Origin of the sequence: Rossellomorea oryzaecorticis, assembly GCF_038405515.1 — a bacterium.
Taxonomy (GTDB): Bacteria; Bacillota; Bacilli; order Bacillales; family Bacillaceae_B; genus Rossellomorea; species Rossellomorea oryzaecorticis_A.
The window spans coordinates 45,108-69,289 of the sequence record NZ_JBBYAF010000019.1; the positions used below are offsets into that span (position 1 = coordinate 45,108).

The 24,182-nt window shown below is 41.9% G+C and carries 26 protein-coding genes; 3 read left to right on the plus strand and 23 right to left on the minus strand.

Annotated elements, in window-relative coordinates; translation table 11 throughout:
- Nucleotides 1-19: 19 nt before the first annotated feature.
- Nucleotides 20-754, plus strand: a complete 735-nt coding sequence (vrrA, locus tag AAEO50_RS11135) for a VrrA/YqfQ family protein (protein WP_341983546.1) — start codon at nt 20-22, stop codon at nt 752-754.
- Nucleotides 755-910: 156 nt separating this feature from the next.
- Nucleotides 911-1,861 (plus strand): 4-hydroxy-3-methylbut-2-enyl diphosphate reductase, encoded by a 951-nt coding sequence (locus tag AAEO50_RS11140; RefSeq protein WP_341983548.1) that lies wholly within the window; start codon nt 911-913, stop codon nt 1,859-1,861.
- Nucleotides 1,862-1,912: 51 nt separating this feature from the next.
- Here AAEO50_RS11140 and AAEO50_RS11145 read toward each other — a convergent pair whose 3' ends face one another.
- The 10 genes from AAEO50_RS11145 to AAEO50_RS11190 all read right to left on the minus strand — a co-directional run bounded on the left by AAEO50_RS11145 (nt 1,913) and on the right by AAEO50_RS11190 (nt 12,003).
- Nucleotides 1,913-3,031 (minus strand): Nif3-like dinuclear metal center hexameric protein, encoded by a 1,119-nt coding sequence (locus AAEO50_RS11145; protein WP_341983550.1) that lies wholly within the window; start codon nt 3,029-3,031, stop codon nt 1,913-1,915.
- Nucleotides 3,028-3,741: a tRNA (adenine(22)-N(1))-methyltransferase TrmK gene (locus AAEO50_RS11150; RefSeq protein WP_341983552.1), complete on the minus strand. Its 714-nt coding sequence runs from the start codon at nt 3,739-3,741 to the stop codon at nt 3,028-3,030. The genes AAEO50_RS11145 and AAEO50_RS11150 overlap by 4 nt, the downstream gene beginning before the upstream one ends.
- Before the next feature lie 117 nt (nt 3,742-3,858).
- Nucleotides 3,859-4,230, minus strand: coding sequence for a cytochrome c550 (cccA, locus tag AAEO50_RS11155; protein ID WP_341983554.1), 372 nt, complete (start codon nt 4,228-4,230; stop codon nt 3,859-3,861).
- Nucleotides 4,231-4,782: 552 nt separating this feature from the next.
- Nucleotides 4,783-5,925 (minus strand): acyl-CoA dehydrogenase family protein, encoded by a 1,143-nt coding sequence (locus AAEO50_RS11160; RefSeq protein ID WP_341983556.1) that lies wholly within the window; start codon nt 5,923-5,925, stop codon nt 4,783-4,785.
- A gap of 170 nt (nt 5,926-6,095) precedes the next feature.
- Complete coding sequence (locus tag AAEO50_RS11165) at nt 6,096-6,638, minus strand: hypothetical protein (protein WP_341983559.1); 543 nt, start codon at nt 6,636-6,638, stop codon at nt 6,096-6,098.
- A 117-nt stretch (nt 6,639-6,755) separates the two neighbouring features.
- Complete coding sequence (gene rpoD, locus AAEO50_RS11170) at nt 6,756-7,886, minus strand: RNA polymerase sigma factor RpoD (RefSeq protein WP_341983561.1); 1,131 nt, start codon at nt 7,884-7,886, stop codon at nt 6,756-6,758.
- 35 nt (nt 7,887-7,921) lie between these two features.
- Nucleotides 7,922-9,733 (minus strand): DNA primase, encoded by a 1,812-nt coding sequence (dnaG, locus tag AAEO50_RS11175; protein ID WP_341983563.1) that lies wholly within the window; start codon nt 9,731-9,733, stop codon nt 7,922-7,924.
- A 51-nt stretch (nt 9,734-9,784) separates the two neighbouring features.
- Complete coding sequence (locus AAEO50_RS11180; protein ID WP_341983608.1) at nt 9,785-10,255, minus strand: YaiI/YqxD family protein; 471 nt, start codon at nt 10,253-10,255, stop codon at nt 9,785-9,787.
- 292 nt (nt 10,256-10,547) lie between these two features.
- Nucleotides 10,548-11,363, minus strand: coding sequence for a pyruvate, water dikinase regulatory protein (locus tag AAEO50_RS11185; RefSeq protein WP_341983610.1), 816 nt, complete (start codon nt 11,361-11,363; stop codon nt 10,548-10,550).
- A gap of 13 nt (nt 11,364-11,376) precedes the next feature.
- Nucleotides 11,377-12,003 carry a helix-turn-helix transcriptional regulator gene (locus AAEO50_RS11190; RefSeq protein WP_341983612.1) on the minus strand — a complete coding sequence of 209 codons (627 nt, stop codon included), beginning with the start codon at nt 12,001-12,003 and terminating at the stop codon, nt 11,377-11,379.
- Nucleotides 12,004-12,477: 474 nt separating this feature from the next.
- Between AAEO50_RS11190 and AAEO50_RS11195 the strand changes: the two genes are divergently transcribed.
- A complete protein-coding gene (locus AAEO50_RS11195) occupies nt 12,478-13,851 on the plus strand; it encodes a glycine--tRNA ligase (RefSeq protein WP_341983565.1) in 1,374 nt (457 codons plus the stop codon).
- A gap of 336 nt (nt 13,852-14,187) precedes the next feature.
- Here the strand turns inward: AAEO50_RS11195 and recO are convergent, their stop codons facing one another.
- From recO to floA, 13 genes are all read right to left on the minus strand, one after another.
- Entirely contained in the window at nt 14,188-14,940 is a 753-nt protein-coding gene (gene recO / locus AAEO50_RS11200) for a DNA repair protein RecO (protein WP_341983567.1), read from the minus strand.
- A 45-nt stretch (nt 14,941-14,985) separates the two neighbouring features.
- The gene (locus AAEO50_RS11205) at nt 14,986-15,129 is read right to left on the minus strand and encodes a YqzL family protein (RefSeq protein ID WP_172251753.1); all 144 of its coding nucleotides are present in this window, start codon (nt 15,127-15,129) and stop codon (nt 14,986-14,988) included.
- Nucleotides 15,130-15,270: 141 nt separating this feature from the next.
- Nucleotides 15,271-16,188, minus strand: coding sequence for a GTPase Era (gene era / locus AAEO50_RS11210; protein ID WP_341983572.1), 918 nt, complete (start codon nt 16,186-16,188; stop codon nt 15,271-15,273).
- The gene (locus AAEO50_RS11215; RefSeq protein WP_341983574.1) at nt 16,181-16,615 is read right to left on the minus strand and encodes a cytidine deaminase; all 435 of its coding nucleotides are present in this window, start codon (nt 16,613-16,615) and stop codon (nt 16,181-16,183) included. Before AAEO50_RS11215 ends, era begins: the two co-directional genes overlap by 8 nt.
- A 147-nt stretch (nt 16,616-16,762) precedes the next feature.
- Nucleotides 16,763-16,954, minus strand: a complete 192-nt coding sequence (locus AAEO50_RS11220; RefSeq protein WP_341983576.1) for a hypothetical protein — start codon at nt 16,952-16,954, stop codon at nt 16,763-16,765.
- Between the two features lie 24 nt (nt 16,955-16,978).
- Nucleotides 16,979-17,362: a diacylglycerol kinase family protein gene (locus tag AAEO50_RS11225; RefSeq protein WP_341983578.1), complete on the minus strand. Its 384-nt coding sequence runs from the start codon at nt 17,360-17,362 to the stop codon at nt 16,979-16,981.
- Nucleotides 17,337-17,810 (minus strand): rRNA maturation RNase YbeY, encoded by a 474-nt coding sequence (gene ybeY / locus AAEO50_RS11230; RefSeq protein WP_341983580.1) that lies wholly within the window; start codon nt 17,808-17,810, stop codon nt 17,337-17,339. The genes AAEO50_RS11225 and ybeY overlap by 26 nt, the downstream gene beginning before the upstream one ends.
- 3 nt (nt 17,811-17,813) lie before the next feature.
- Nucleotides 17,814-19,973 (minus strand): HD family phosphohydrolase, encoded by a 2,160-nt coding sequence (locus AAEO50_RS11235; protein ID WP_341983582.1) that lies wholly within the window; start codon nt 19,971-19,973, stop codon nt 17,814-17,816.
- 231 nt (nt 19,974-20,204) lie between these two features.
- Nucleotides 20,205-21,164, minus strand: a complete 960-nt coding sequence (locus AAEO50_RS11240) for a PhoH family protein (RefSeq protein ID WP_341983584.1) — start codon at nt 21,162-21,164, stop codon at nt 20,205-20,207.
- 3 nt (nt 21,165-21,167) lie between these two features.
- The gene (yqfD, locus tag AAEO50_RS11245; RefSeq protein WP_341983586.1) at nt 21,168-22,355 is read right to left on the minus strand and encodes a sporulation protein YqfD; all 1,188 of its coding nucleotides are present in this window, start codon (nt 22,353-22,355) and stop codon (nt 21,168-21,170) included.
- Between the two features lie 11 nt (nt 22,356-22,366).
- Nucleotides 22,367-22,651, minus strand: a complete 285-nt coding sequence (yqfC, locus tag AAEO50_RS11250) for a sporulation protein YqfC (RefSeq protein WP_341983588.1) — start codon at nt 22,649-22,651, stop codon at nt 22,367-22,369.
- A 57-nt stretch (nt 22,652-22,708) separates the two neighbouring features.
- On the minus strand, nt 22,709-23,158 hold the full coding sequence (locus AAEO50_RS11255) for a hypothetical protein (protein ID WP_341983590.1): 450 nt from the start codon (nt 23,156-23,158) through the stop codon (nt 22,709-22,711).
- Nucleotides 23,159-23,187: 29 nt separating this feature from the next.
- Entirely contained in the window at nt 23,188-24,168 is a 981-nt protein-coding gene (floA, locus tag AAEO50_RS11260; RefSeq protein WP_425383191.1) for a flotillin-like protein FloA, read from the minus strand.
- Nucleotides 24,169-24,182 lie beyond the last annotated feature (14 nt).

Consider the following 24,182-nt stretch of genomic DNA (forward strand, 5'->3'; position numbering starts at 1 on the left):
GCCTAGAGGACGAATGAGAATGCAGAATCAACATCAGGGAAATCCCTTTGGAATGATGCCTCGACACGGTGGAACCCCCCCATTCGGATTGAGGCAGCCAAATGAAATGAGAAACCCTTTCGGAATGAGATCCCAGTCTCCCCATCCATTTCACATGGGTCAGCAAATGAATGGCTTAATGCGTCAGCAAGGTCCGCAGCAGATGAATATGCAAGGAATGAACGGAGGCAGGAGAAAAGGACGCGGAGGCGGACTCCTGGCCAGATTGTTAAAAAAAGGTGACGGTGTCCAAGGAGGCAATCAGCAGGGAGGCATTCTTCAACAATTCAGCAGAAGTGATTCCGCGGGAGCTGCTGCTGGATTCGAACGTGGACCAGGGGCCGCTGCTGGAGCATCCTCCATAGGAAATTTATTAAACCCGGGGAATATCAGTTCCTTTCTTTCAAATACGCAGCAGGTACTGAATGCAGCCCAGCAATTCGGCCCTATGATTCAACAATATGGTCCTATGGTCAAGAACCTGCCCGCATTATGGAAACTATATCGTGGATTTAAAGATCTATCGGCTGAATCACCTTCAGAAGAGGTAAATGATGACGCAGTGGAGAAGGTTGATCTAGAAGAAATAGATGAAACAGCAGCAATGAAAAAAAAGAAAACAAAGAAAAAAATAAAGGCAGAAGACAAATCGGAGGAACAACGCCCAAAAAGAAAGTCTCCTGCAGGAAGTTCTCAGCCTAAATTATATATCTAGCACTGAATCCCTCCCGAGTATATACTTGCAGGGGTTTTTCTTTTTGATTACGCGAATTCAACAAAATCCTCCTCTTCTTCCCTACTCTTTGTCAGAATCCCCATTCTCCTTTATAATGGAGACACAACCTTTTCTCATGTAGGAGGATTTTCATAGATGGATATTATTAAGATAACTCCGAGGGGCTATTGCTATGGTGTAGTGGATGCAATGGTCATCGCCAGAAACGCCGCATTAGATAAATCGCTTCCTCGTCCTATTTATATTCTGGGAATGATCGTGCATAACAAGCACGTCACAGATGCGTTTGAAGAAGAAGGCATTATTACGCTGGATGGTAAAAATAGAAGAGAGATCATTGAGCAGGTAAATGAAGGAACCGTCATCTTTACAGCACATGGTGTCTCACCTGAGGTAAAAGAAATTGCACGAAAAAAAGGGCTTGTCACACTTGATGCCACCTGTCCCGATGTAACAAAGACACATGACCTCATTCGCGCCAAGGAAGCAGAAGGATATGACGTCATTTACATCGGTAAAAAAGGACATCCAGAGCCTGAAGGGGCAGTAGGTGTTGCGCCTGATATCGTACATCTTGTAGAAACTGCTGAAGATGTAGAGAAACTTTCCATCGATAATGACAAAATCATCGTGACGAACCAGACGACTATGAGTCAATGGGATGTTCTTGATACGATGGAAAAGGTAAAAGAAATGTTCCCGCATGTCGAGCTGCATAAAGAAATCTGCCTGGCCACCCAGGTACGTCAGGAAGCAGTGGCTGAGCAGGCAGGCGACGCAGATGTTCTCATAGTGGTTGGAGATCCCAAGAGTAATAATTCAAATCGTCTCGCACAGGTCTCAAAAGAAATTGCAGGGACTCCTGCATACAGGATTTCTGACATCAGCGAGCTGGATACTGAATGGATTAAATCAGCAAATGTCGTAGCGGTGACGGCTGGTGCCTCCACCCCGACTCCAATCGTGAAAGAAGTCATCAAGTTTTTACAGGAATTTGACCCGAGTGATGAAGCGACTTGGACAAGAGAACGCAGTGTACCTTTAAATAAGATCCTTCCTAAAGTAAAAAAGTCTAAATTAAGTTAAAAGAAATGAAAGCCCCCGGCTATAACCGGGGGCTTTCATTTACGAATTATTTTACATATAGGTAAATGGATTTGTGTTTGACTTTGAAGCAAAAATATTTACAATGTAGCCCTTTTCTGCGCATTTTCCCGCTAAATACTTTGCCACGCCATCCTTCATGACCTTTTCAATATGATGACCTGCATCCACAATATTCAGCCCCATCATCATCGCATCGTGAGCTGTGTGATAGTAAATATCTCCGGAAACAAAGGCATCTGCACCCTGTCTTTTGGCCGCGGAAATAAATTTATTCCCATCCCCACCGAGAACTGCCACTTTCCTGACTTTGTCATCCATGTCTCCAATGACCCGGATTCCGTCCATGCCGAATGTTTCTTTCACAGTCGCAGCGAAATCTTTCAGTGAAATTTCTTCTTGTAGTTTACCGATTCTCCCCAGACCCAGAGCTTCTCCCTTGTTTTCAAGTGAATAAATGTCATATGCCACTTCTTCGTATGGATGATGGGCGAACATCGCTTTCAGCACTTTTCCCTCGAGTGAAAGTGGATAGATGGTTTCAATTTTTTCTTCTGCTACTTCTTCCACCTCTCCAATCTGACCGATGTGAGGATCAGAATTGTCTCCAGGCAAGAACCTTCCCTTTCCTTCTGTCGAAAAGCTGCAGTGTGAGTAATTGCCGATATGGCCTGCACCTGCTTTACCTAATGCTTCCCGTAGCTCTTCACTATCTTCCCTCGGTACATAGACAACAAGTTTCCTTAATTGTTCTGAGTAGGTCGGAAGTAAAACAGAAGTGTCTTGAAGATTCAATGCTTCAGCAAGGAGATCATTCACCCCTCCGGAAGCAACATCAAGATTTGTATGGGCTGCATAAACAGCAATGTCATTCTTGATCAGTTTCTCGATCATTCTCCCTTGATAGGTGTCTGTCTGAAGGGATTTCATTGGCCTAAAAAGCGGCGGATGGTGAGCAATGATCAATTTGACATTATTTTTGATGGCTTCATCCACTACATTTTCGAGGACATCCAATGTAATCATGACATTTTCTACTTTTTCATTCAGTTTACCGATTTGCAAACCGATCGGATCACCATTTTCCGCCAGGTATTTCGGTGAAAACTCTTCAAAGAGTTGGATGATTTCGTGGCCATTTACCGTTTTCATTTGGAAAGAACCTCCTCAACCATTTGAATTTTATTCTTCAATTCATTTTTTCGTTCATTCAATGCGTCTGATTGTGCCGCTTTCTCCATGTTATCCAGGATATTTTTCCACTGTGCACTTTCCTGCATCCATTTCTTGCGGAATGCTTCATTTCGCGCTTTCATGAGAAATGGACCGAGTAAAAGTTCCTTTGCCTGTTGTTCATTTGAGTAGGGACGCTCTGGCTCTCCCCTGTCGGCAGTCAGAATTTCATACACTTTCCCATCTTCTTCTATGATTTCTTCACTTTTCAGCTCCCAGTCGTTTTGAAGAAGCCAAATACGGATCGATTTAGCACTTACATTCGGCTGAAGGACCAGCCTTTTCACTCCAGTGAGCTTCCCTTTACCCTCTTCTAAAATCGATGCAATCAGGGTGCCCCCCATTCCCGCTATGGTAATGCAATCCACTTCTCCAGGTGTGATGACTTCAAGGCCATTGCCTAGTCTGACCTCTATTTTGTCCTGCAGACAGGCATCTTCCACCTGCTTTACGGCTGAAAGGTACGGTCCTTTCACCACTTCACCTGCTATGGCGCTTTCTACAATTCCTTTTCTGACTGCAAAACATGGTAAATACGCGTGATCGGAACCTATATCTGCTATTTTTGATCCCCGAGGGATATATGAAACAACTGTTTCTAAACGTTTGGATAATTGTTCTATATTCATGACTTCACCTTTTTAGTTGATTTGATACTTAGTATGTACGTTTACATTCTATCTGACTTTATCCAATAAAAAAAGTCCTTTGCCCCATTAGGCAAAGAACCTTTTTAAGCGTATACATTATTTAAGTGATTTGACCCATTCAGCCATTGCATCAAGATTTTCCTCTTTTACAAGACCTGCAGGCATAGCGCCTTTACCATTTTTAATGGTTTCTTTGATCTCATCAACAGACTTGTCTGTACCTTTAAGGGCAGGACCCATTCCGCCTTCGTAGTTCCCACCGTGACAAGATAGACAGTTGTCTTTGTAAGTTTGTTCAGGATCAAACTCGCCGCTTGAAGCCTGCTCTTCCTTACCGCCTTTTTCCCCGTGTTCCGCTTCTTTCGCTTTCTCATCAGCATTGTTAAGGCCTTCTAAAGACATGAAGAATACAAGGCCGATCCCCATAGCCATGATCAGAATGAATGGAATAATTGGATTACGATTCATGATTTAACCTCCTTTATGTACAACATCCAAAACAGTGCTAGTAAACATCTTATATTTTACTTTAAAAAGCGACAAAGGAAAAGTCCTATAGATTAACTTTTCCATCTTTCTCACAAATTAGACACATTTGTTTGTTTTTGTTATCGAAAATTAGGTTCCTTAATCACCGCTAATGATTTCCGTGCAAGACTTCGCTTTCCGCGGGCGGTTGGTGAGCCTCCTCCGCCTGAGTTGTCTTAGCTGTCCAGCTGCAGGGCTTAGAGGCACATGTCATAAGCCAAACCGGCCAGGAAGGCAAAGAACCGCCTTCATGACCGATTCGTCTTATGCCACACGCCTCTGAGCAAACCCCTTCCGCTTTTCTTATAGGAGTCTTCGTCTTGCACTCCAACCAACAGCTGGAACCTCTCAAAATCAAAAATAAGCTTGACCCTTCCTTTAACCTGGTTGCTCTTATTATTCTTTACATAACGACTGTAGACTAACAAAAACGAAGAGCTTTAAGGCGCATGATGGATGCATCCTTTAAGCTCTTCATTTGTTAGTCTATTTTTATTGACAGCCGATTAGACGGGATATGACCATTCGTTGTACTTCGGATGTGCCTTCTCCGATTTCAAGGAGTTTTGCGTCACGCATGTATCTTTCTACGTGATATTCTTTCATGTATCCGTATCCTCCATGAATCTGGATCGCTTCATCGGCTACTTCCATGCTTATTTCAGAAGCATAAAGCTTACACATGGACGCCTCTTTCGAGAAAGGTCTGCCTTGGTCCTTAAGCCAGGCGGCTTTGTGCACCATATTCCGTGCGAGTTCGATCTTCATTGCCATATCGGCAAGCTTAAATTGCGTGACTTGGAACTGGGAAAGAGTTTTTCCAAATTGCTTTCTTTCCTTCGAGTATTGCAGCGCCTTCTCATAGGCCGCCTGAGCGACACCTACGGCCATGGCGCCAATCCCGATCCGTCCCCCGTCCAGGGTCACAAGGAATTGTTTAAAGCCCTCTCCACGTTTACCCAGCAGGTTTTCTTTCGGTACTTCCACATCTTCCAGAACTAATTCAGTCGTGTTGGAAGAATGAAGCCCCATTTTTTCGTAATTATCGATCACAGTAAATCCTTTTGCCTTGGTAGGTGCGATAATCGCACTTATTTCTTTCTGTCCATTCTCCCGGCCGGTGATGGCCGTCAGGGCTAGATGGTCAGCATAGCTTGCATTTGTGATATAGCACTTGTTCCCATTGATCAGCCATTTATCACCTTTGTCTTCCGCTGTGGTTTGTGTTCCGCCTGCATCAGACCCGGCATTGGGTTCTGTCAGTCCGAATGCGCCGAACGATTCGCCTGTACAAATCGGTGTAAGATACTTTTCCTTTTGATCGTTTGTCCCGAATAAATTGATCGGTGCCCCCCCTAAGGAAATGTGGGCAGAATAAGTAATCCCCGTTGAAGCACAAGCCCTGCTCAACTCTTCCGTCACGATTGCAAAACTGACTGTATCCGCACCAGCACCTCCATATTCTTCAGGAAACGGCAGACCCATCATTCCTAAATCCGAAAGCTTTTTAAAGATTTCCTTAGGGAACTCTTTTGTGCGATCTCTTTCCAATGCACCCGGAGCGACTTCCTCCTCTGCAAATTCCCTGATCGTTTTTTTAATCATTGCCTGTTCTTGCGTTAAGTCAAAATTCATCCTTATCCCCCTTGTATTTACTTGATGAATGAAAGCCCGAATGTGTCCAGACTTTTTTTAATCACGCTTTCAGGAAGCCTATCAAGATTTCTATGAATGCGCTCTCATTCCTATTATAAGAGGCAATGGTGAATTTTCTCAACTTTAAAAAACTTTTTAATATTCAGAAGTTATATCAATATAGAAATCAACAGTAATAGTCCTCCGATAGCACCGGACAATGTGAAATAAATCAGTCTTTGCTTCCATCCGAGGACTATCCAGAACAAACAATTCAAAAATAAGGAAGCATAGGTATTGAGGGGAGAACCATCAAACATCTCTTCAGTGATGGCAATGGTTATCAGGAGAATGATGAATGCCGATGCAATCAGAATGGGAGCCGTTGAAACTTTTTTATTAGAATAGTAAATTCCTACTCCAAATAATAATACGACAAAACCTGTCAAAATCGCTGTTTGCAAAACGACTGACAATTCAGTAAAATAAATGACAAATAATGAAATCAACATCACGATTGCCGAAAGCAGGATCGGAATGTTATTACCCTTCATTTTGCTTTTTTTAGTAGAAGACTTTAAAATGTTTTCTTCGCCATTGGTATAGAGTGCCAATAAATAATCGCAATATTGATCAGGCAGCATTTTATTTTGCTTCCAAAATTTGATTTCATTTATGATCACAACTTGTCTGCTGTGTTTAGATTTAGACATAATGCTCTCTCTTTCTGAAAATGATCCTTTTGTTACATTCGTCAACTTTTGGGGTAATCCCTTTAAATTTCAATAAAAAAAACCTCTATCATTTAAATGATAGAGGTCACGATGATTCTATTCCAAGAAATCCTTAAGTCGTTTACTGCGGCTCGGATGGCGCAACTTACGAAGTGCTTTCGCTTCAATCTGACGAATACGTTCACGCGTTACACCGAATACTTTACCAACTTCCTCGAGTGTACGGGTTCTGCCGTCGTCCAGTCCGAATCGTAAACGAAGGACATTCTCTTCACGATCTGTAAGAGTATCAAGAACATCTTCCAATTGTTCTTTCAATAATTCATATGCGGCATGCTCGGAAGGAGACTGCGCTTCTGCATCTTCGATAAAATCTCCAAGGTGAGAGTCGTCTTCTTCTCCAATCGGTGTTTCAAGCGATACGGGTTCTTGAGCGATCTTTAAAATTTCTCTTACCTTCTCAGGGGTAAGATCCATTTCTTCTGCAATTTCCTCTGGTGATGGTTCACGGCCGAGATCCTGTAAAAGCTGTCTCTGTACCCGTATCAACTTGTTGATCGTTTCAACCATATGAACCGGTATACGGATCGTTCTTGCCTGGTCAGCAATGGCACGGGTGATTGCCTGACGGATCCACCATGTAGCATACGTGCTGAATTTGTATCCTTTGCGATAATCAAATTTCTCTACCGCTTTAATCAGACCCATATTTCCTTCTTGAATCAGATCTAGGAAGAGCATTCCACGGCCAACATATCTCTTGGCAATACTTACTACAAGACGAAGGTTTGCCTCTGCCAGACGGCGTTTAGCTTCTTCATCACCATCTTCAATCCTTTTTGCAAGATTGATTTCTTCTTCTGCAGATAACAGATCGACTCTTCCGATTTCCTTCAGGTACATCCTTACTGGGTCATTTATCTTAACGCCGGGAGGAACGCTTAAATCATTTAAGTTAAATTCTTCTTCCTCTTCTTTTTCCAGCTCATTGGCGCCCGGATCGTCATCCTCTTCATTCTCATTGATGATTTCGACACCCTGCTCACCTAATTGTTCGTAGAACTCATCCATCTGGTCTGAGTCTAGTTCAAAACCGGAAAGTTTATCAGCGATATCCTCATAAGTAAGGACACCTCTTTTCTTCCCTTGGTTTATTAAAAATTCTTTCACCTGATCAACGGATAACTCTGACGCTATTTGTTTGGAACGCGCGGACTTTTCAGCCATGTGTTCCCCTCCTTCCAACTTCCTTGAACAAAACTTTATAGAGACTTACGCAGCTGTAAGATTTCCATTGCTATTTGTGCTTCTTTACGATAATCATTTAGCCTTTGAGCTTCTTTTCTTTCGGATTCTTTTTCTTTTATTTTCAACATCTTTTGATGTTTTGAAACGGAATGGACGTAATCCAGTAATTCTTGGTCTGTGCATTCATCACTGATCGACATCATTTCAATCTCTGAAACGATCCTTCGAAGCCTTTCATCGGGCAGATATCCTATGAAAGAACTGGCACCAGGAGGCATCCCTTCCTCATAATAACCAAATAAATAAGTAATAATAGCTTGATGCTCATCAATGTTAAGGTGGGTGCCTGCAAGCCAGTCCTGCACCTTATACGCTGTATTGGGATCTTTCAGCATATAGGCAATGAGTCGTCTTTCTGCCGTTTGATATGCAGGCAGCAGCTTCGCTTGCATACTTGAACGATGCGGCTTCGGTGGGGGCACCTGTTTAGCTGGCTTTGACTTTCCTTTCATTGACCCCTTGATATCAGCAAGCTGCTGCTGCAGGGCTTCTAATGAAACATGGAATTCATCTGCCAGGTACCGGAGATAATAATCCCTTTCAACCGCATTGCTCAGCTGGGTAATTTCCTTTAGTATGTCTTCTATATACTGAAGGCGGTCTCCTTCATCATTTAAATTTTTGTTTAATTTATAATACCGCAGCTTAAACGCCATAAACGTCAAGCTGGCCCCTATTACATCCTGCTGAAATTTCTCTTTTCCATACTTTGAGATGTAGTCATCAGGGTCCAATTTTTCAGGTATCATAGCTACCCGTATGGATAAATGATGATTAAGGAGCAGATTACCTGCCCTGAAGGCGGCTTCCACACCCGCAGAATCCCCGTCGTAGCATATGACCACGGATTCTGTTAATCGCTTGATCAACCCGATTTGTCCCTCTGTCAATGAAGTTCCCATCGTGGCCACTCCATTTTCAACGGATGCTTCATTGGCTGAGATCACGTCGGCAAATCCTTCAAAAAGAATGACTTGCTGCTTTCTTCTAATGATGGTTCTTGACTCATGATAATTGTAAAGGATTCGGCTTTTATTAAATATCTTCGTCTCAGGACTATTTAAGTATTTAGGTTCATCCCCAGAGTGGAGGCTTCTACCTGAAAACGCGACTACTTTCCCTTTCGGATCAGTAATGGGAAACATGATCCTGCCTCTGAAACGATCAAGAAACGATTGATCTTTTTCCCTTCTTACCAATAAACCGGCCGCTTCCATCAACTCAAGGGAATATCCCCGCTTCTGCAGAAATTTGACGGTGAAATCCCAACTCGGCAAGGACCAGCCTATTTGGAACTTACTGATACTTTCAGTCGTGAATCCCCTGGAAAGTAAATATTCCAGTGCTTCCTGCCCCTCCTTTGTATTTAAGAGGAGATGATGGTAAAATTTACTTAATAGCTCATGAGCCTGAATCATCTGCTTTTCATCTTCTTGAGGAGGCGCTTCTTTTTCACTTGAAGCAGCAGAGACAGCAATTTCTTCCCCGACTTTGCTTCCAAGCTTCTGTGCTGCCTCTATGAAAGAGAGGCCGTCGACGTCCATTAAGAATGTAAAAGCATTTCCTCCTGCTCCGCAGCCAAAACAATGAAAGATCTGTTTGTCGGGCGACACGGAGAACGATGGAGTGTTTTCCCCGTGAAAAGGACATAGGCCAAAATAATTACGCCCCTGCTTTTTCAACTGTACATAATCACTGACAACATCCACGATATCCGTAGTGGATAATATTTTATTTAATGTTTCTTCAGGGATTCTATCAGACACTGTATATCACCTGGATTTTCATTTCTCTCTTAATGCATTCGGTAAGAATGTTTATATTCCTGCAATCTTCGACAAAATCTTCTCGAATTGCGATGAAAATTCTTCCCGGTCATCATTCGTAAAAGGCTTAGGCCCTTTACCATAATTCCCTTTCCGTCTTTCCTTCGCTGCCACGTAACGGTAATCAAGCGCCGTCACAATGCTCTCTTCTCTGTAGACCTTTCCCCTGGGGGATAAAGTATAAACTTTTTTCGGAAGTACTAAGCTTGCGAGTCCTATATCCTGGGTCACGAGAATATCATTCGTCCGGACATGGTTCATGATATACAGGTCTGCTGCTTCTTTCTCACTGTCCACGTATACCCATCTTCCCTCATCAGGAGTATTCTTCTGATGAGCATGGGAAGCAACAAACACCACTTCAAAACCATAATATCCTGAAATCCGAATGATTTCCTGTTTGACCGGGCAAGCATCTGCATCTACAAAAACTGAAGATTTTTGTTTGCTATTACTAACTATTCTACATCACTCCGTATTATCCTTCTCTCCACAGGAATTTTTCCATGGAATCCAGGTAGAATATCGAAAAAAATCCGAGACGAGACTTGACATATCACAATAATTAGTTTATTCCTTAAGAGTTTAGTCTAAACCTATTTTAAATATTTTTATCACAATTTTTTATTATAGTATAATCGGACGGGTTTGACCACTAATTTACCCGAAAGATTTTTTTGGTTATTTCAGGTACCGTTCCATCCACAAACAAAGAACGATCCTTCCCGTTCAGCACGGGAAGGATCGTTCTTTGTTATGAACCGTTTGACCGCTGATAAATGTTGGTGATGATATTGGCTGTTTCTTCTACAGCCTTATTGGTGACATCAATCACATGACAGCCCATTCGTTCAGAAATCTTCTCGAAGTATTTCAGTTCCTCTTCAATTCGCTTTATATTTGCGTAGCTGGCTTCATCATTAAGCCCCAGCGATTTTAATCGTTCTCTCCGTATCGTATTTAACTTTTGAGGAGAGATCTTTAACCCGAAACATTTCTTCGGAGAAACTTTGAACAGTTCTTCGGGGGGATCCACTTCAGGTACAAGCGGGACATTTGCCACCTTGAATCGTTTATGTGCAAGATACTGCGAAAGAGGTGTTTTACTTGTTCTCGATACTCCAACCAGGACGATATCCGCTTTAAGGATTCCTCTCGGGTCCCTTCCATCATCATATTTCACTGCAAATTCAATCGCTTCCACTTTCTTGAAATAGTCATCATCAAGCTTTCTCACAGTACCGGGTTCAAATAAAGGCTCCTTTTCATAGATCGTCTGATACTTATCCATTAAAGGCCCGATAATATCAAAGGCGTAGAGCTCTTCTTTATCTGCCCGGTCTTTGATATACGCCCTCATATCCGGCTTGACCAGCGTATAAACAATCAGCCCTTGATTCAGCTTTGCCAGGGAAATGACTTCATCAATATTTTCAAAGTCCTCTACATATGGAAAGCGTTTGATGACCGTATTGGAACCATTAAATTGACTAATGGCCGCTTTAGTAACCAATTCAGCGGTTTCTCCCACTGAGTCGGAAACAACATAAATAATCGGTTCTTTCACGATCGTTCACCACCTTCTATTCTTCTTCTGCTAATGCAACAAATGCTTTCGTAATATTCGTCTTCGTAATCCTTCCCGTGACTTCCATATCTCCATTGTCGGTTTTCTTGACCACTGGAACGGAATCAATTTGTTTATGAATGAGATCCTTCGCCACACCAATCAGAAGGTCGTCCTTTTCACATGTTGTGATGTTAGGCATCCTCGTCATTATGATATTCACTGGCAATGTGCTGAGTTCTTGCTTCCCGATACTTGCCCGGAGCAGATCCTTTCTGGACAATACACCTACTAAATATGTATTTGCATCCACAACAAATAAAGTACCCACATCCTCCAGGAACATCGTGACAATTGCGTCATATACTGACACATTCTCATTCACTACTACCGGAATGGATTGATAGTCTTTAACATAAATTTTATTAAGGTTTTCTGTCAAGAGCTGTGTACCCGTTTTTCCTGTATAGAAATAGCCCACTCTCGGTCTTGCATCCAAATAACCTGCCATTGTAAGAATAGCGAGGTCGGGTCTCAGCGTCGCTCTCGTAAGATTTAATTGATCAGCGATTTGTTCACCCGTAATGGGTCCATTGTCTTTAACGATCTGCAAAATACGTTCTTGCCTTTTATTTAGTTCGATTGTTACTCACCACCTAACGAACAAACGATTAATGTTATACTTTATAATGAATATTATATACTATTTACGGAAAATGAAAAGAGAATATTGCAATGGCAATGTGACAACACTATGAATACGATGCATTATCAAAGAGTATCTTTTTTTCACCAAAACATCAAATCTTTTTATTCAAGTGATATGGAGTTGTTATTTTTAGTACGGCATGATAAAATGTTTTCATCTTACAACCTTATACAGGCTGTGACGGATACATAAGTACTTGCGCTTAAGCGACCAGGGACGGTGAAAGCCTGGAAAGCAGGGAAACGGCAATCCTGAGCTGATTGAAACGAAAGTGGGTATACTGGATTCTTGTATATCAACTAGGGTGGAACCGCGAGTAACAAGCTCGTCCCTAGGCTTAGCCTAGCGACGAGCTTTTTTTATTTTCTTAACTGATTTAAAAAAGAACTTTAAAAAGGAGTGACTTCCATGTCAATGGAACAAGTAGTAAATTTAGCAAAACATCGCGGATTCGTATTTCCGGGTTCTGAAATCTATGGAGGGCTCGCTAATACTTGGGATTACGGTCCATTAGGTGTCGAACTGAAGAACAATATCAAAAAAGCATGGTGGAAAAAATTCGTTCAGGAATCCCCTTACAATGTGGGTCTTGATGCAAGCATTCTGATGAACCCGCAAACATGGGTAGCTTCTGGACATGTCGGCAATTTCAATGATCCGATGATTGACTGTAAGCAATGCAAAACACGTCATCGTGCTGACAAAATCATTGAAAATGCTCTTGAAGAAAAAGGCATTGAAATGATTGTGGATGGCCTGTCCTTCGAGAAAATGGAAGAAATCATTAAGGAGCATGCAATTGCGTGTCCAGATTGCGGAAGCCAGGATTTCACCGAGATCCGTCAATTTGATTTAATGTTTAAAACCCATCAAGGTGTGACCGAGTCTTCTACGAATGAAATCTATTTACGTCCTGAAACGGCTCAGGGAATCTTTGTAAACTTCAAAAATGTCCAGCGTTCGATGCGTAAGAAAATGCCATTCGGTATTGCCCAAGTCGGAAAAAGCTTCCGAAATGAAATCACACCTGGTAACTTCACCTTCAGAACACGTGAATTCGAACAAATGGAGCTTGAATTCTTCTGTAAGCCTGGTGAAGATCTGGAATGGTTCTCTTACTGGCGTGAATTCTGTAAGAACTGGCTGCTTAACCTGGGTATGAACGAGGATAACATGCGTTTACGCGATCATGATAAAGATGAATTATCCCACTACAGTAACGCTACAACGGATATCGAATATAAATTCCCATTCGGCTGGGGAGAACTTTGGGGAGTCGCGGACAGAACGGACTTTGACCTGAAACGTCATATGGAGCACTCTAATGAAGACTTCCATTATATGGATCCTCAAACAAATGAAAAATATGTACCGTATTGCATCGAACCATCCCTTGGTGCTGACCGGGTGACCCTTGCATTCTTATGTGATGCATTTGAAGAAGAAGAATTAGAGAATGATTCAAGAACGGTCCTGCGTTTCCATCCGGCACTTGCACCATTTAAAGCAGCAGTCCTGCCTTTATCGAAAAAATTGTCTGATGATGCATTCAAAGTGTATGAAGAGTTGTCAAAAGACTTAATGATCGATTTTGACGAAACTGCATCTATCGGTAAACGCTATCGCCGTCAAGATGAAATCGGTACTCCTTTCTGCATTACATTTGATTTTGATTCAGTAGAAGACGGCCAGGTGACTGTACGTGACCGCGACTCGATGGATCAGGTCAGAATGCCGATCAGTGAAGTGAAATCCTTCTTGATGGAAAAAATTCAGTTTTAATATTGCATGAAGCGTCCAAAAGGCTATCCTTTTGGGCGTTTCTTTTTGATGAGACGGAAGTGGTGAACGCAGAATCATTTCGAATACTGCAGTGGGTATTACCTGTGATTTAAGAGCGAAATTTTATTTTTATGTGCGGAATCCTTAATATATGCGAAATTTTCATTTTATGTGCGAAATCCTAAATTTATGTGCGAACTACCGATTTTCCGACAAATTTCATTCCTGAATACCCCTCTTACTGAATGCCCCTCCGCAGTATAATAATACTCATAATAAAAAAAGCCGGCACTCATCCTGAGAGCCAGCCAAAAAATCACAATATGCTTTAAATAACTAGAATAAGTCCTTAAGGTTATCCATTTGATCAAGAAATCTTCTGGATTTCAATGTTAGCCCCGAATTTTCGTCGTAATAAGTCCTGATTACCCGCTTGAGCTGATCTTTTGTTTCGTCTTTTACAGAGATATTTCCTAGTCGATTGATATCAAAATAATAAAACAGCCTCAATAACTTGACGGTGCCTTGCGATAGAGGCAAATGATGAGGATCTTCATCCGCACAACGATGGCAGATAAATCCATTTTCTTTAAATGAGAACCCGAATGTGCCTTCGGTTTCCCCGCAGATTGAGCATCCATTCAAATGGGGATGCAGCCCTAAAACAGGCAGCATTTTCATCTCAAAGATATGCATTAATATCTCGGGATCAAAGTCTTCGTTAAGATACTGAAGTACTTTGTAGAGCAATTCAAAGAGAAATGGATTCGGTTTGCGATCCTCCGTGCTCTTATCTAGAAGGTCAACGATGTATGTAGCATATGCTGTCTTAAACAAATCTTCTCTCACATGGCGGAGTGATTCCGCAATCTCACCTTGCTGAAGAGTACCTAAGCCACTGCCTTTAATGAACATAAAATGACCATATGTAAACAATTGGGAAATAGCGGAAAGACGGCTGTTGGACTTTTTAGCCCCACGCGCCATCAATCCGATTTTCCCGAATTCCCTGGTGTATATAGTAACGATTTTGTTCGATTCACCATAATGGTTTGTTCTGATTACGATTCCTTCACACTTTTGCAGCATATTGCCCACCTCCCGAATTCACATCACCCGGGTGATGACAACCTATTACGTCAGGGGGAAGTCGACTTCCGATATCTCTTCTTCTAATTGATAAGGTTCTTCGACCCCATCTTTTTCAAGCTCCTTAAAAAGTAAATACGTGTCGATGTTACCTGTTTGCGAAAACACTTTCCAAGTTAAGTCTAACATCAAAAACCCACCTTTCTGGATTTAAACTAGCAAGACTTCAAAGCTTTCTTGTGATTAGAATTAGCATCTTTTTATAAACTCATGTGAACTAAATATTGTTAATTCATTTCTCTTGACATTCCAAAAACGAAAGAATCTAACTCAATAATCGTCGTTGAATCCGTAGTCACGCAGGTTTGAGGCACGGTTTCGCCAGTCTTTCTGCACTTTCACCCATAATTCCAGATACACTTTGGAACCAAGCAGGTTCTCGATATCCATCCGGGCGCGCTTTCCTACTTCTTTCAGCATGGATCCCTGTTTTCCGATGATGATCCCTTTTTGTGAATCCCGTTCCACTATGATGGTGGCCATGACATCAATCAGGTTCTTATCATCTTTTCTTTCCATTTTATCGATGACAACGGCTAAACTGTGTGGAATTTCTTCTCTTGTCAGATGAAGGACTTTCTCACGAATCAGTTCCGATACGATAAAGCGCTCAGGGTGATCGGTAATTTGATCGGCAGGATAAAATTGCGGTCCCTCCGGGAGATTCTCCTGAATCAGTCCGAGAAGGTGCTCGACATTATTCCCTTCCAGTGCTGAAACCGGTACGGTAGCCGCAAAAGGATAAAGTTCATTGTATTGCTGTATGATCGGCAGTAATGCATCAGGATGGATCAGGTCAATCTTATTAAGAATGAGAAATACTGGAGTCTTGACTCCTTTCAGTTTCTCAATGATAAATAGATCACCTTTCCCGAGCCCCTCTTCCACATTCACCATAAAGAGTATGATGTCTACTTCTTTTAATGTGTTTTGAGCAATTTTCATCATAAAATCCCCAAGTTTATGCTTTGGCTTATGGATTCCGGGCGTATCGATGAAAATCATTTGGGATTGATCGGTTGTCAGAACACCTTGAACTTTATTCCGGGTCGTTTGCGGTTTGTCACTCATGATGGCAATCTTCTGACCGATTACCCGATTAAGAAACGTAGACTTTCCAACATTGGGACGACCGATAATTGAAATGAATCCGGATTTGAATGCTGTATTATTTTCTTTATTACTCATGTAAGTCCTCCGGTGAAAAAGCTCCCGGTAATAACTCGGCAACGGTTAATTCTTCTACGTCTCCATTAAGATTCGTTAATACGACTTTCATATCCTTCGAACAAAGCTCGGATATCACTTGACGGCATGCTCCGCATGGAGGTACGGGTCTTGCCGTATCCGCGACCACAGCAATCATCGAATAATCCTTGTCGCCTTCTGAGTAAGCTTTGAAAAGAGCTGTTCTTTCTGCACAATTACACATGCTGTATGCAGCATTTTCAATATTGCATCCGTGATATACTTTTCCATCTTTCGTAAGAAGAGCGGCCCCGACCTTGAATTTGCTATAAGGTACATAAGCTTTCTCTCTTGCAGCTTTTGCTTCTTTGATTAGTTGTTCTGTATTCATTGTATTGACTCTCCTTTTAACCCTTACATATTTCATTTTACTATAATTTTCATAAAAGAAAATGGGCTGTTATCATTTTGTAATGAAATAGTTAGATAATTCAAACTATTTAATGATTGTTTTGCTTATATGCTTAACTTATTCTATACAACAATAAGAGCGTTTTCAAATCAAAAAGAGGCTTTAGGAAGAAAAGTTCTTCCTAAAGCCTCTTTTTTGGCCTTTTTTAGTTGGTTCTGTTAAATCACCGCTGTTGATTTCCGTTGAAGACTTCGCTTTCCGCGGGTGACCCGTGAGCATCCTCGGCTTTGCCTGCGGCGTCTCACATGTCCAGCTGCAGTCTTCGTCTTCCACTCCAATCAACAGCTGGAACAAGCTAAAAACATTGAAAACATTTTCTCAATTCAATATCTTCGGTATAAAAATAATGCAGCCTATGATGAATGAACCAATTGCAAATAGCAAGACGGCGGCTGAGGCCAGGTCTTTGGATGCTTTTGCGAGCGGATGGTACTCCGGCGTCACGAGGTCGACCGCTTTTTCGATTGCTGTGTTCATCGTTTCAAGGGCGAGCATGCCGCAAATAAGCAATACAAGAATGATCCACTCGAATGCAGAAACGGATAAAATGATACCCAGGGCACAAGCGATGACCGCTGCTGCTGTATGAATCCGGAAGTTCTGTTCCGAGGACCAAACGAGCTTCATTCCCTCCCAGGCATATCCAAAGGACTTTTTAAGACGTGTCAGCCCGAATTTACTCTCTTGTAAGTCCATACTCATCAAGGATATCCTTTTGTCTTTGGAACATTTTCTTTTCATCTTCTTCTTCTATATGATCATACCCCAATAAGTGAAGAAAACCATGAAGTGACAGGAAGCCAAGTTCACGGGAAAAAGAATGGTTGTATTCTTCTGCCTGCTCTTTCGCTCGTTCCACAGAAATAATGATGTCCCCAAGGAGCCTTGGTATATCCCCACCTATAACTTCTATTTCGTCTTCTCCCAGTTCTTCAAGGGCAAAAGAAATGACATCAGTAGGCTGATCCTTATGGCGATACTCACGATTGATTTCCCGGATCCGCTCATTCGATACAAACGTTACGGAAACTTCACTATTTTCCTCTACTTCTTCTTTATTTGCAGCAAAATTCAATATCCCTTGTATCAGCTCAGTATCTCTTTCTGATAGTTGTTCAGTCTCGTCTATAAAGTCGATGGATAATGTCATGCTTTATTCTCCTTTAGCATTAAGTTCAGGGTATTCGATCCTAGGATGATAAATACCATTTAAAGTCTCACAAAGCGATTTCTTTACTTTTTCAAGTTCCTTTATCGAAATATCGCATTCATTGAATTGACCATCATTCAAACGGTCTTTCACGATTGAGGCAACAAGTTGTTTGATTTCCTCCTGAGTGGGGGAATTCTTTGAGCGGACAGCTGCCTCTACACTGTCGGCGATATTGATAATCGCAGTTTCCTTCGTTTGCGGCTTAGGGCCGGGGTATCTGTACTCTTCTTCTGTTACATCTTTCCCTTGTTCTTTCGCCTTATAATAAAAATATTTCAGCAAAGTGGTGCCGTGATGCTGTTCAGCTATATCGATAATTTCTTTAGGCAGCTTATATTTCCTCAGCATATCCGCACCATCTGAAGCATGGTTGATAATGATCGTCTTACTCGTTTCAGGAGTCATTCTATCGTGCGGATTCTCTATATGCATCTGATTTTCTATGAAGAAATGCGGCCGCTTCGATTTCCCAACATCATGATAATAACAGCCGACTCTCGCCAGCAGTCCATTCGCGCCGATTGCTTCACAGGCAGATTCAGCAAGGTTCGCCACCATCACACTATGATGATAGGTGCCTGGTGCTTCAGTGAGCAATTTCTTAAGTAATGGCTGATTCGGACTTGAAAGCTCAACCAATCTCATAGAAGATAAGATACCGAATCCCGTCTCAAAGAAAGGCAGGAATCCTATCGTCAGAATGGAGGAACCGATTCCGGAGATCAGCGCAAAAACAAGATAATAAATATATTCAGTACTCGTATAGGATACATCACTTAACAATACAAGAAAGGCGATGATCAATATATTCACAAACGCAACATAAATACCAGCCCGTAAGACATTGGTGCGTTGATTCCGGCTGACAAGCGTCAATATACCAGCCACTCCGCTGAACAGTGTATAAATTGCAACTTCAATGTCGATTGAACCGGAAAACCTTTCATTAAACACGATACTCGCACATGCCGAAATGATAAACACCATCATCATGGCAATCCGTTCGTTCAGCAAGATGCGGAGAATCATCCCTGTGAAAGCGGCAGGAAACAAGAAAGCAATATCATTGATCTCCAGTTGTTTTAATAAGCCGGTAATCTTCATGATCAATAGTGAAATGACAAACACGATGCTTGTTAAGATCAAATAGTTCTGTTTTCGTTCTTCCTTTACCTCAAGGGTATAAAAGAGATAATATAACGAACTGATGATCACTACAATAAAAAGAGCAAGTCCGATAATCGGCTTCAAAGAAAAATCTTCTTCTACCATACCAAAGTCTTTCAATGTTTCATAGATATTGGGCGTGATCAGTTTCCCTTCTTCAACAATGACTTCCCCATAAATGATTTTCACAGGCTGGACTCCTTCGACCGCCTGCTTTTTCAGCTGTTCCGTTTTTTCCGGATCATAGAACTCGGTAGGCTCTATCGCCACATTCCCAAGTGCAACTGCCGCATCGGATAAGCCACCGGTAAACGTGAAAGTCTTTATTCGCTCCTCTAAATTCAATTTTGCTTCTTTTAATTCCTCTTCCTTCACATTGTTCTGCATAATGACTTGCAGCTGGGTTGAGACAATTGATTCCACTCTTTCTAGATCGACTTCAGACGCTGATAGCAGCGTTTTCAAGACGTCATCGGTCAATACTTTCGTTACAATATTTTCATTGCCCTCCGGCAGCCGTTTCTTCAGTTCCTCTAATTGCTTATTTATATTGGAGCTTTGTGGATTGACCGCTTCCTCTTCAGGGGAAGTCTGCTTAGGAGACTCATTTTTGACTTCAAGTACACTGTCAATCAATGAACTCACAAGCATGACTGCATTATTTACAGCCCCTTCTTTTGTACTGTATACCTTTTCAACTTCCGCAGCAGCTTCCTCTTTTTTCTTTTCTGTCGCTTCCTTATCTTCGAGTGGTTTAGGGGCCCTGATCGTGGACGGCGCTTCCTCATAAAGACTGATATCAAGAGGTTTTGGCTTTACATTCCCATATAGGATACCAAATACGATGATACCAAGCAGAATAAACATTAAGTTAGTGAATAATCGGTAACTCAGAAACATCCTGATTTTATGTAAAAATGGGTGCGTTTGCATAAAGTACCCCCTGTAATCTGATCGGATCGGGTTTGATCGTACTATGTCATACATTATGGTGAATCATTCCTGTAATTATGTAAAATGATAACAGTTTTTGACTTATTTATCTATTCTAATCATATAAAAGACTGTTTCCCCACCGACAAGCTGCCATTTTTAGTATGCGGAATGCATTAAAAAAAGATTGACCGGCATTTTGATGCACGATCAATCTTTTTCTTTCACCATTTATTTTTCATTTTTCTCATACGCATTGATAATCTTGGCAACAAGCGGATGTCTTACTACGTCAGCCTGTTCAAGATAGATGAAGGATACACCCTTCACATTTTTCAATATTCTTTCAGAAGAAATCAGGCCTGATTCAACCCCTCTTGGCAAATCGACTTGAGAGCGGTCTCCTGTAATGATCATTTTAGAATCGAAACCAAGCCTTGTCAAAAACATCTTCATTTGAGCCTGGGTGGTATTCTGGGCTTCATCCAGGATGACGAATGCATCATCAAGTGTACGGCCCCTCATATAGGCCAATGGAGCGATTTCAATCGTACCTCTTTCGATTAAACGCGCAGTATGCTCTGCCCCCAGAACATCATGCAGGGCATCATATAGAGGACGGAGATATGGATCTACTTTTTCCTTTAAATCACCAGGAAGGAAACCAAGGCTTTCACCAGCCTCAACAGCAGGTCTCGTAAGGATTATTTTCTTTACCTCACCATTTTTCAGGGCATGAACAGCCATTACGACTGCAAGATACGTCTTCCCGGTACCTGCCGGGCCGATTCCGAAGACCAGGTCATGTTTCCTGATGGCGTGAATATATTGCCTTTGCCCAAGGGTCTTTACCCTGATTGATTTCCCTTTGGCATTTTTCGTAATCTCTTCATTATACAAATCAATGAAATATTCCAACGTTCCGTTTTTACCCATTTGAACGGCGTGCTGTACATCCCGCTGGCCAATGTTTATGCCTTTACGGATGACACTTACTAAACGGTCACAAACTTCAAGGGCCAGTGCTGCACGATCTTCTTTCCCTGAAACTAGCAATTCTTCGCCCCTTGTTACAATTGATACGCCTAATTCTTGTTCGATTAATTTAAGGTGAGAATCTGAAACTCCAAATAAAGCCACTGCTTCGTTTGGATTTTCCAGCTGTAATTTCATTAAGATATCATCTGACATTCATTAGTCTCCTTGAATAATTGGTTGTCCTTCAGCAATATTTTCTACTACTTTGAAGTGAAGATTTACCTTAACTTTACCATTCTCCACCTTCTCTTGCAAAATTTTTTCACTTATTATTTCAGCATCATCCGGAAGAGTAGTTTCCAGGTTATTTTTGGCAAGTTTTTTCGCTTCTTGAACCGCTTCCTTCTTTGTATATGTTCTTTCCACATTTTCCTTTTCTTTGATACTTTTATCGATATACGCTATCGGCAGCTGCCATTTCAGGAACTTAACCGGTTTCTCCATCTCTTCAGTCACTGATTCTTTAAACTCAGGATTCCCAAAACCCCATATCGGGATTCTCAAAGATCCGATTTCTAAATAATGCTTTCTTTTCTCATTACCGCTGAACACGACGAAATCTGTTTTCAGTGGAAGTTCCACTGTTGTTCTGTACCAGGTTTCTCCCATAATCTTTGCTTTTGCAGGTACGCCTTTAGGCTTTTTTTCATTCCCGATCACGCCAGAAACGAGTAATTGTCCCTTATTTACGTAATCATTCACCTTGACCTGGGGATCGCCTTCTTCCACAAACATGTCGATGATAATTGCTTTCTTCTTCGCTACTATATGCTGTAAACCTGTTGACTCGACTGGCTCAGGTGCATTTTTTTCAACGACCTGGAAATGAAAGGTTGTCCCTCTTAATTCGACACCGACCCATGTAATATTATCCATCCTTGAGGAAAGCTCTCTCTGGATGCTTTCAACATCCGGGATTGAAAATTGTAATTTCCCGGTCGTGACTCCCATCGAAGTTAGCTCTTTGCGAATAGTGTGCTCAGTTTCAGGTGCTGCCCCTTTAATCTCAATCCCCCATACCATATTTGATAACAGAATGACGATGAGGAGGAAAGATAAGCCGCCAAGCAGAAAGCCTGAATTCTTCAATGCACGCTTCAGGATGAATGGTCCGCCCTGACCTTTAAGGAATGTTACCTTGCACTCTGATGACCGTACCGCTCTTCTGAAGTTATGTACATCCTCCAAGGCTAGATAAAACGTTATTGTTTCTGTACCGGCCCTTTTAACATTCCAAATGGATATATTCGAACGCAGCAATTGATTGATGACCCTTTCAACCAGCCTGCCTTCCATTTTCACGAAAACCTTTCCCCTCAATGAGGTAACCCATTGGTTTTTCAAATTCGTCCCTCCTAATTCTCTAAATAAGTGACTTCTACAATTTTTCCCTGGAGAAGTATTTCTTCCGGCAGAATCATTTTAATGACAAATTGTTCCCCTCTGATCAACAATTGACCTTGTTTTAGCAAGAGCCTCACTTCACGGTCGGTAAACGTCAAAAGTCCCCGATGGTTTTCTATATAGATATGGATTTGTCCAATCATTGTGACGCGCGGAAGGTCCATCATGACATCTTCAGGCAGGTCCATGGTTTGCGTCATCCATTTTCGCATTTGCTGCACCCAATTTTTCGCCATAAAAAAAGAACCCCCTTTCATCTCATATTTATGAAATGAAAAGGGGATTCATCACTGTTATTTTCGATGATGCGTTTTTTTTGCACGCGGGGGACCGAATACTTCTGAGAAAATGAAGCCTTTCACAATATCATCTTTACTCTCAAAATCGATGGAATATTGAGATGGGTCCTTTTCCTTTATCGATTTCACCCTGGTCCGCTGTGTGTGCGGTTGATGTTTATGGCTTTCTTTCCGCTTTTTCAACTGGGCATACTTGTTTTCAATCTCTTGCTTCTGCTCTTCATATTTTGTTTGAAGAGTATAAACAGGTTCTTCCTGTTCAGCATTAGGGTAAACAGGTCTATCACTTTGCTTCCTGCGCGGCGTTTCCCTGCTGGTCTCTACCGGTCTTCCCGTTTCGATCGGTTTTGGTCTTGGCCGATGATCTTCGGAAGACGATTCTTTGGACCGATTGAAAATTGTCGTCAATAGTCCGATTATGACGGCAATGATTAAACCTTCCATGGAGAAGTCTCCTTTCTCACCCGGGGAGATTATTCACCTTTTGGGTTTTTAGAATCCTTTTTATCCCCCGTTAGTTTTCCGATGGAGTCTCTCATATCGGTATCCGCATCAATGTTCTTGATGTTCATGTAATCCATTACACCGATATTGCCTGAACGCAGTGCTTCTGCCATAGCTAAAGGAACCTCAGCTTCAGCTTCCACAACTTTCGCTCTCATTTCTTCTACTCTTGCTTTCATTTCCTGTTCATTCGCGACAGCCATTGCTCTTCTTTCTTCCGCTTTCGCCTGTGCGATGTTCTTATCTGCTTCTGCCTGTTCGGTTTGAAGTTCTGCACCGATGTTCTTGCCTATGTCGACATCCGCGATATCGATCGAAAGAATTTCAAATGCTGTCCCCGCATCCAGACCTTTGGAAAGAACGGTTTGAGATATCATATCAGGGTTTTCCAGCACTTTTTTATGATTGTCAGATGAACCGATCGTAGAGACGATCCCTTCACCGACACGTGCGACGATCGTTTCTTCTCCCGCTCCACCGACAAGACGGTCGATGTTTGCACGAACGGTAATACGCGCCTTTGCTTTTACCTCGATTCCGTCCATTGCCACACCGGCAATGAAAGGTGTCTCAATGACCTTTGGATTTACACTCATTTGAACCGCTTCAAGAACGTCTCGTCCAGCCAGGTCAATGGCTGCACAGCGCTCAAATGTTAATTCGATGTTTGCACGGTGTGCTGCGATCAATGCATTTACAACACGGTCGACGTTACCGCCCGCTAAATAATGACTCTCAAGCTGATTGATTGTAACATTGATTCCCGCTTTATGAGCCTTGATGAGCGGGTTGATCACCCTGTTTGGAATAACACGTCTAAGCCTCATCCCAATCAACGTGAATATACTGATTCTGACCCCTGCCGCAATGGCTGAGATCCACAGCATGACTGGTACAAACGTGAACAATACAGCTAATAAAATAAAACCTACTACAATGGCAACGATCATAAGGATCGTACTCG

What these genes read in the sequence shown, in the direction of transcription:
- vrrA (WP_341983546.1), top strand. Translation starts at nt 20, where the DNA reads ATGCAGAATCAACATCAGGGAAATCCCTTTGGAATGATGCCTCGACAC.
- AAEO50_RS11140 (WP_341983548.1), top strand. Translation starts at nt 911, where the DNA reads ATGGATATTATTAAGATAACTCCGAGGGGCTATTGCTATGGTGTAGTG.
- AAEO50_RS11145 (WP_341983550.1), bottom strand. Translation starts at nt 3,031, where the DNA reads ATGAAAACGGTAAATGGCCACGAAATCATCCAACTCTTTGAAGAGTTT.
- AAEO50_RS11150 (WP_341983552.1), bottom strand. Translation starts at nt 3,741, where the DNA reads ATGAATATAGAACAATTATCCAAACGTTTAGAAACAGTTGTTTCATAT.
- cccA (WP_341983554.1), bottom strand. Translation starts at nt 4,230, where the DNA reads ATGAATCGTAATCCAATTATTCCATTCATTCTGATCATGGCTATGGGG.
- AAEO50_RS11160 (WP_341983556.1), bottom strand. Translation starts at nt 5,925, where the DNA reads ATGAATTTTGACTTAACGCAAGAACAGGCAATGATTAAAAAAACGATC.
- AAEO50_RS11165 (WP_341983559.1), bottom strand. Translation starts at nt 6,638, where the DNA reads ATGTCTAAATCTAAACACAGCAGACAAGTTGTGATCATAAATGAAATC.
- rpoD (WP_341983561.1), bottom strand. Translation starts at nt 7,886, where the DNA reads ATGGCTGAAAAGTCCGCGCGTTCCAAACAAATAGCGTCAGAGTTATCC.
- AAEO50_RS11195 (WP_341983565.1), top strand. Translation starts at nt 12,478, where the DNA reads ATGTCAATGGAACAAGTAGTAAATTTAGCAAAACATCGCGGATTCGTA.
- recO (WP_341983567.1), bottom strand. Translation starts at nt 14,940, where the DNA reads ATGCTGCAAAAGTGTGAAGGAATCGTAATCAGAACAAACCATTATGGT.
- AAEO50_RS11205 (WP_172251753.1), bottom strand. Translation starts at nt 15,129, where the DNA reads ATGTTAGACTTAACTTGGAAAGTGTTTTCGCAAACAGGTAACATCGAC.
- era (WP_341983572.1), bottom strand. Translation starts at nt 16,188, where the DNA reads ATGAGTAATAAAGAAAATAATACAGCATTCAAATCCGGATTCATTTCA.
- AAEO50_RS11215 (WP_341983574.1), bottom strand. Translation starts at nt 16,615, where the DNA reads ATGAAATATGTAAGGGTTAAAAGGAGAGTCAATACAATGAATACAGAA.
- AAEO50_RS11225 (WP_341983578.1), bottom strand. Translation starts at nt 17,362, where the DNA reads ATGAGTATGGACTTACAAGAGAGTAAATTCGGGCTGACACGTCTTAAA.
- ybeY (WP_341983580.1), bottom strand. Translation starts at nt 17,810, where the DNA reads ATGACATTATCCATCGACTTTATAGACGAGACTGAACAACTATCAGAA.
- AAEO50_RS11235 (WP_341983582.1), bottom strand. Translation starts at nt 19,973, where the DNA reads ATGCAAACGCACCCATTTTTACATAAAATCAGGATGTTTCTGAGTTAC.
- AAEO50_RS11240 (WP_341983584.1), bottom strand. Translation starts at nt 21,164, where the DNA reads ATGTCAGATGATATCTTAATGAAATTACAGCTGGAAAATCCAAACGAA.
- yqfC (WP_341983588.1), bottom strand. Translation starts at nt 22,651, where the DNA reads ATGGCGAAAAATTGGGTGCAGCAAATGCGAAAATGGATGACGCAAACC.
- AAEO50_RS11255 (WP_341983590.1), bottom strand. Translation starts at nt 23,158, where the DNA reads ATGGAAGGTTTAATCATTGCCGTCATAATCGGACTATTGACGACAATT.
- floA (WP_425383191.1), bottom strand. Translation starts at nt 24,168, where the DNA reads ATGATCGTTGCCATTGTAGTAGGTTTTATTTTATTAGCTGTATTGTTC.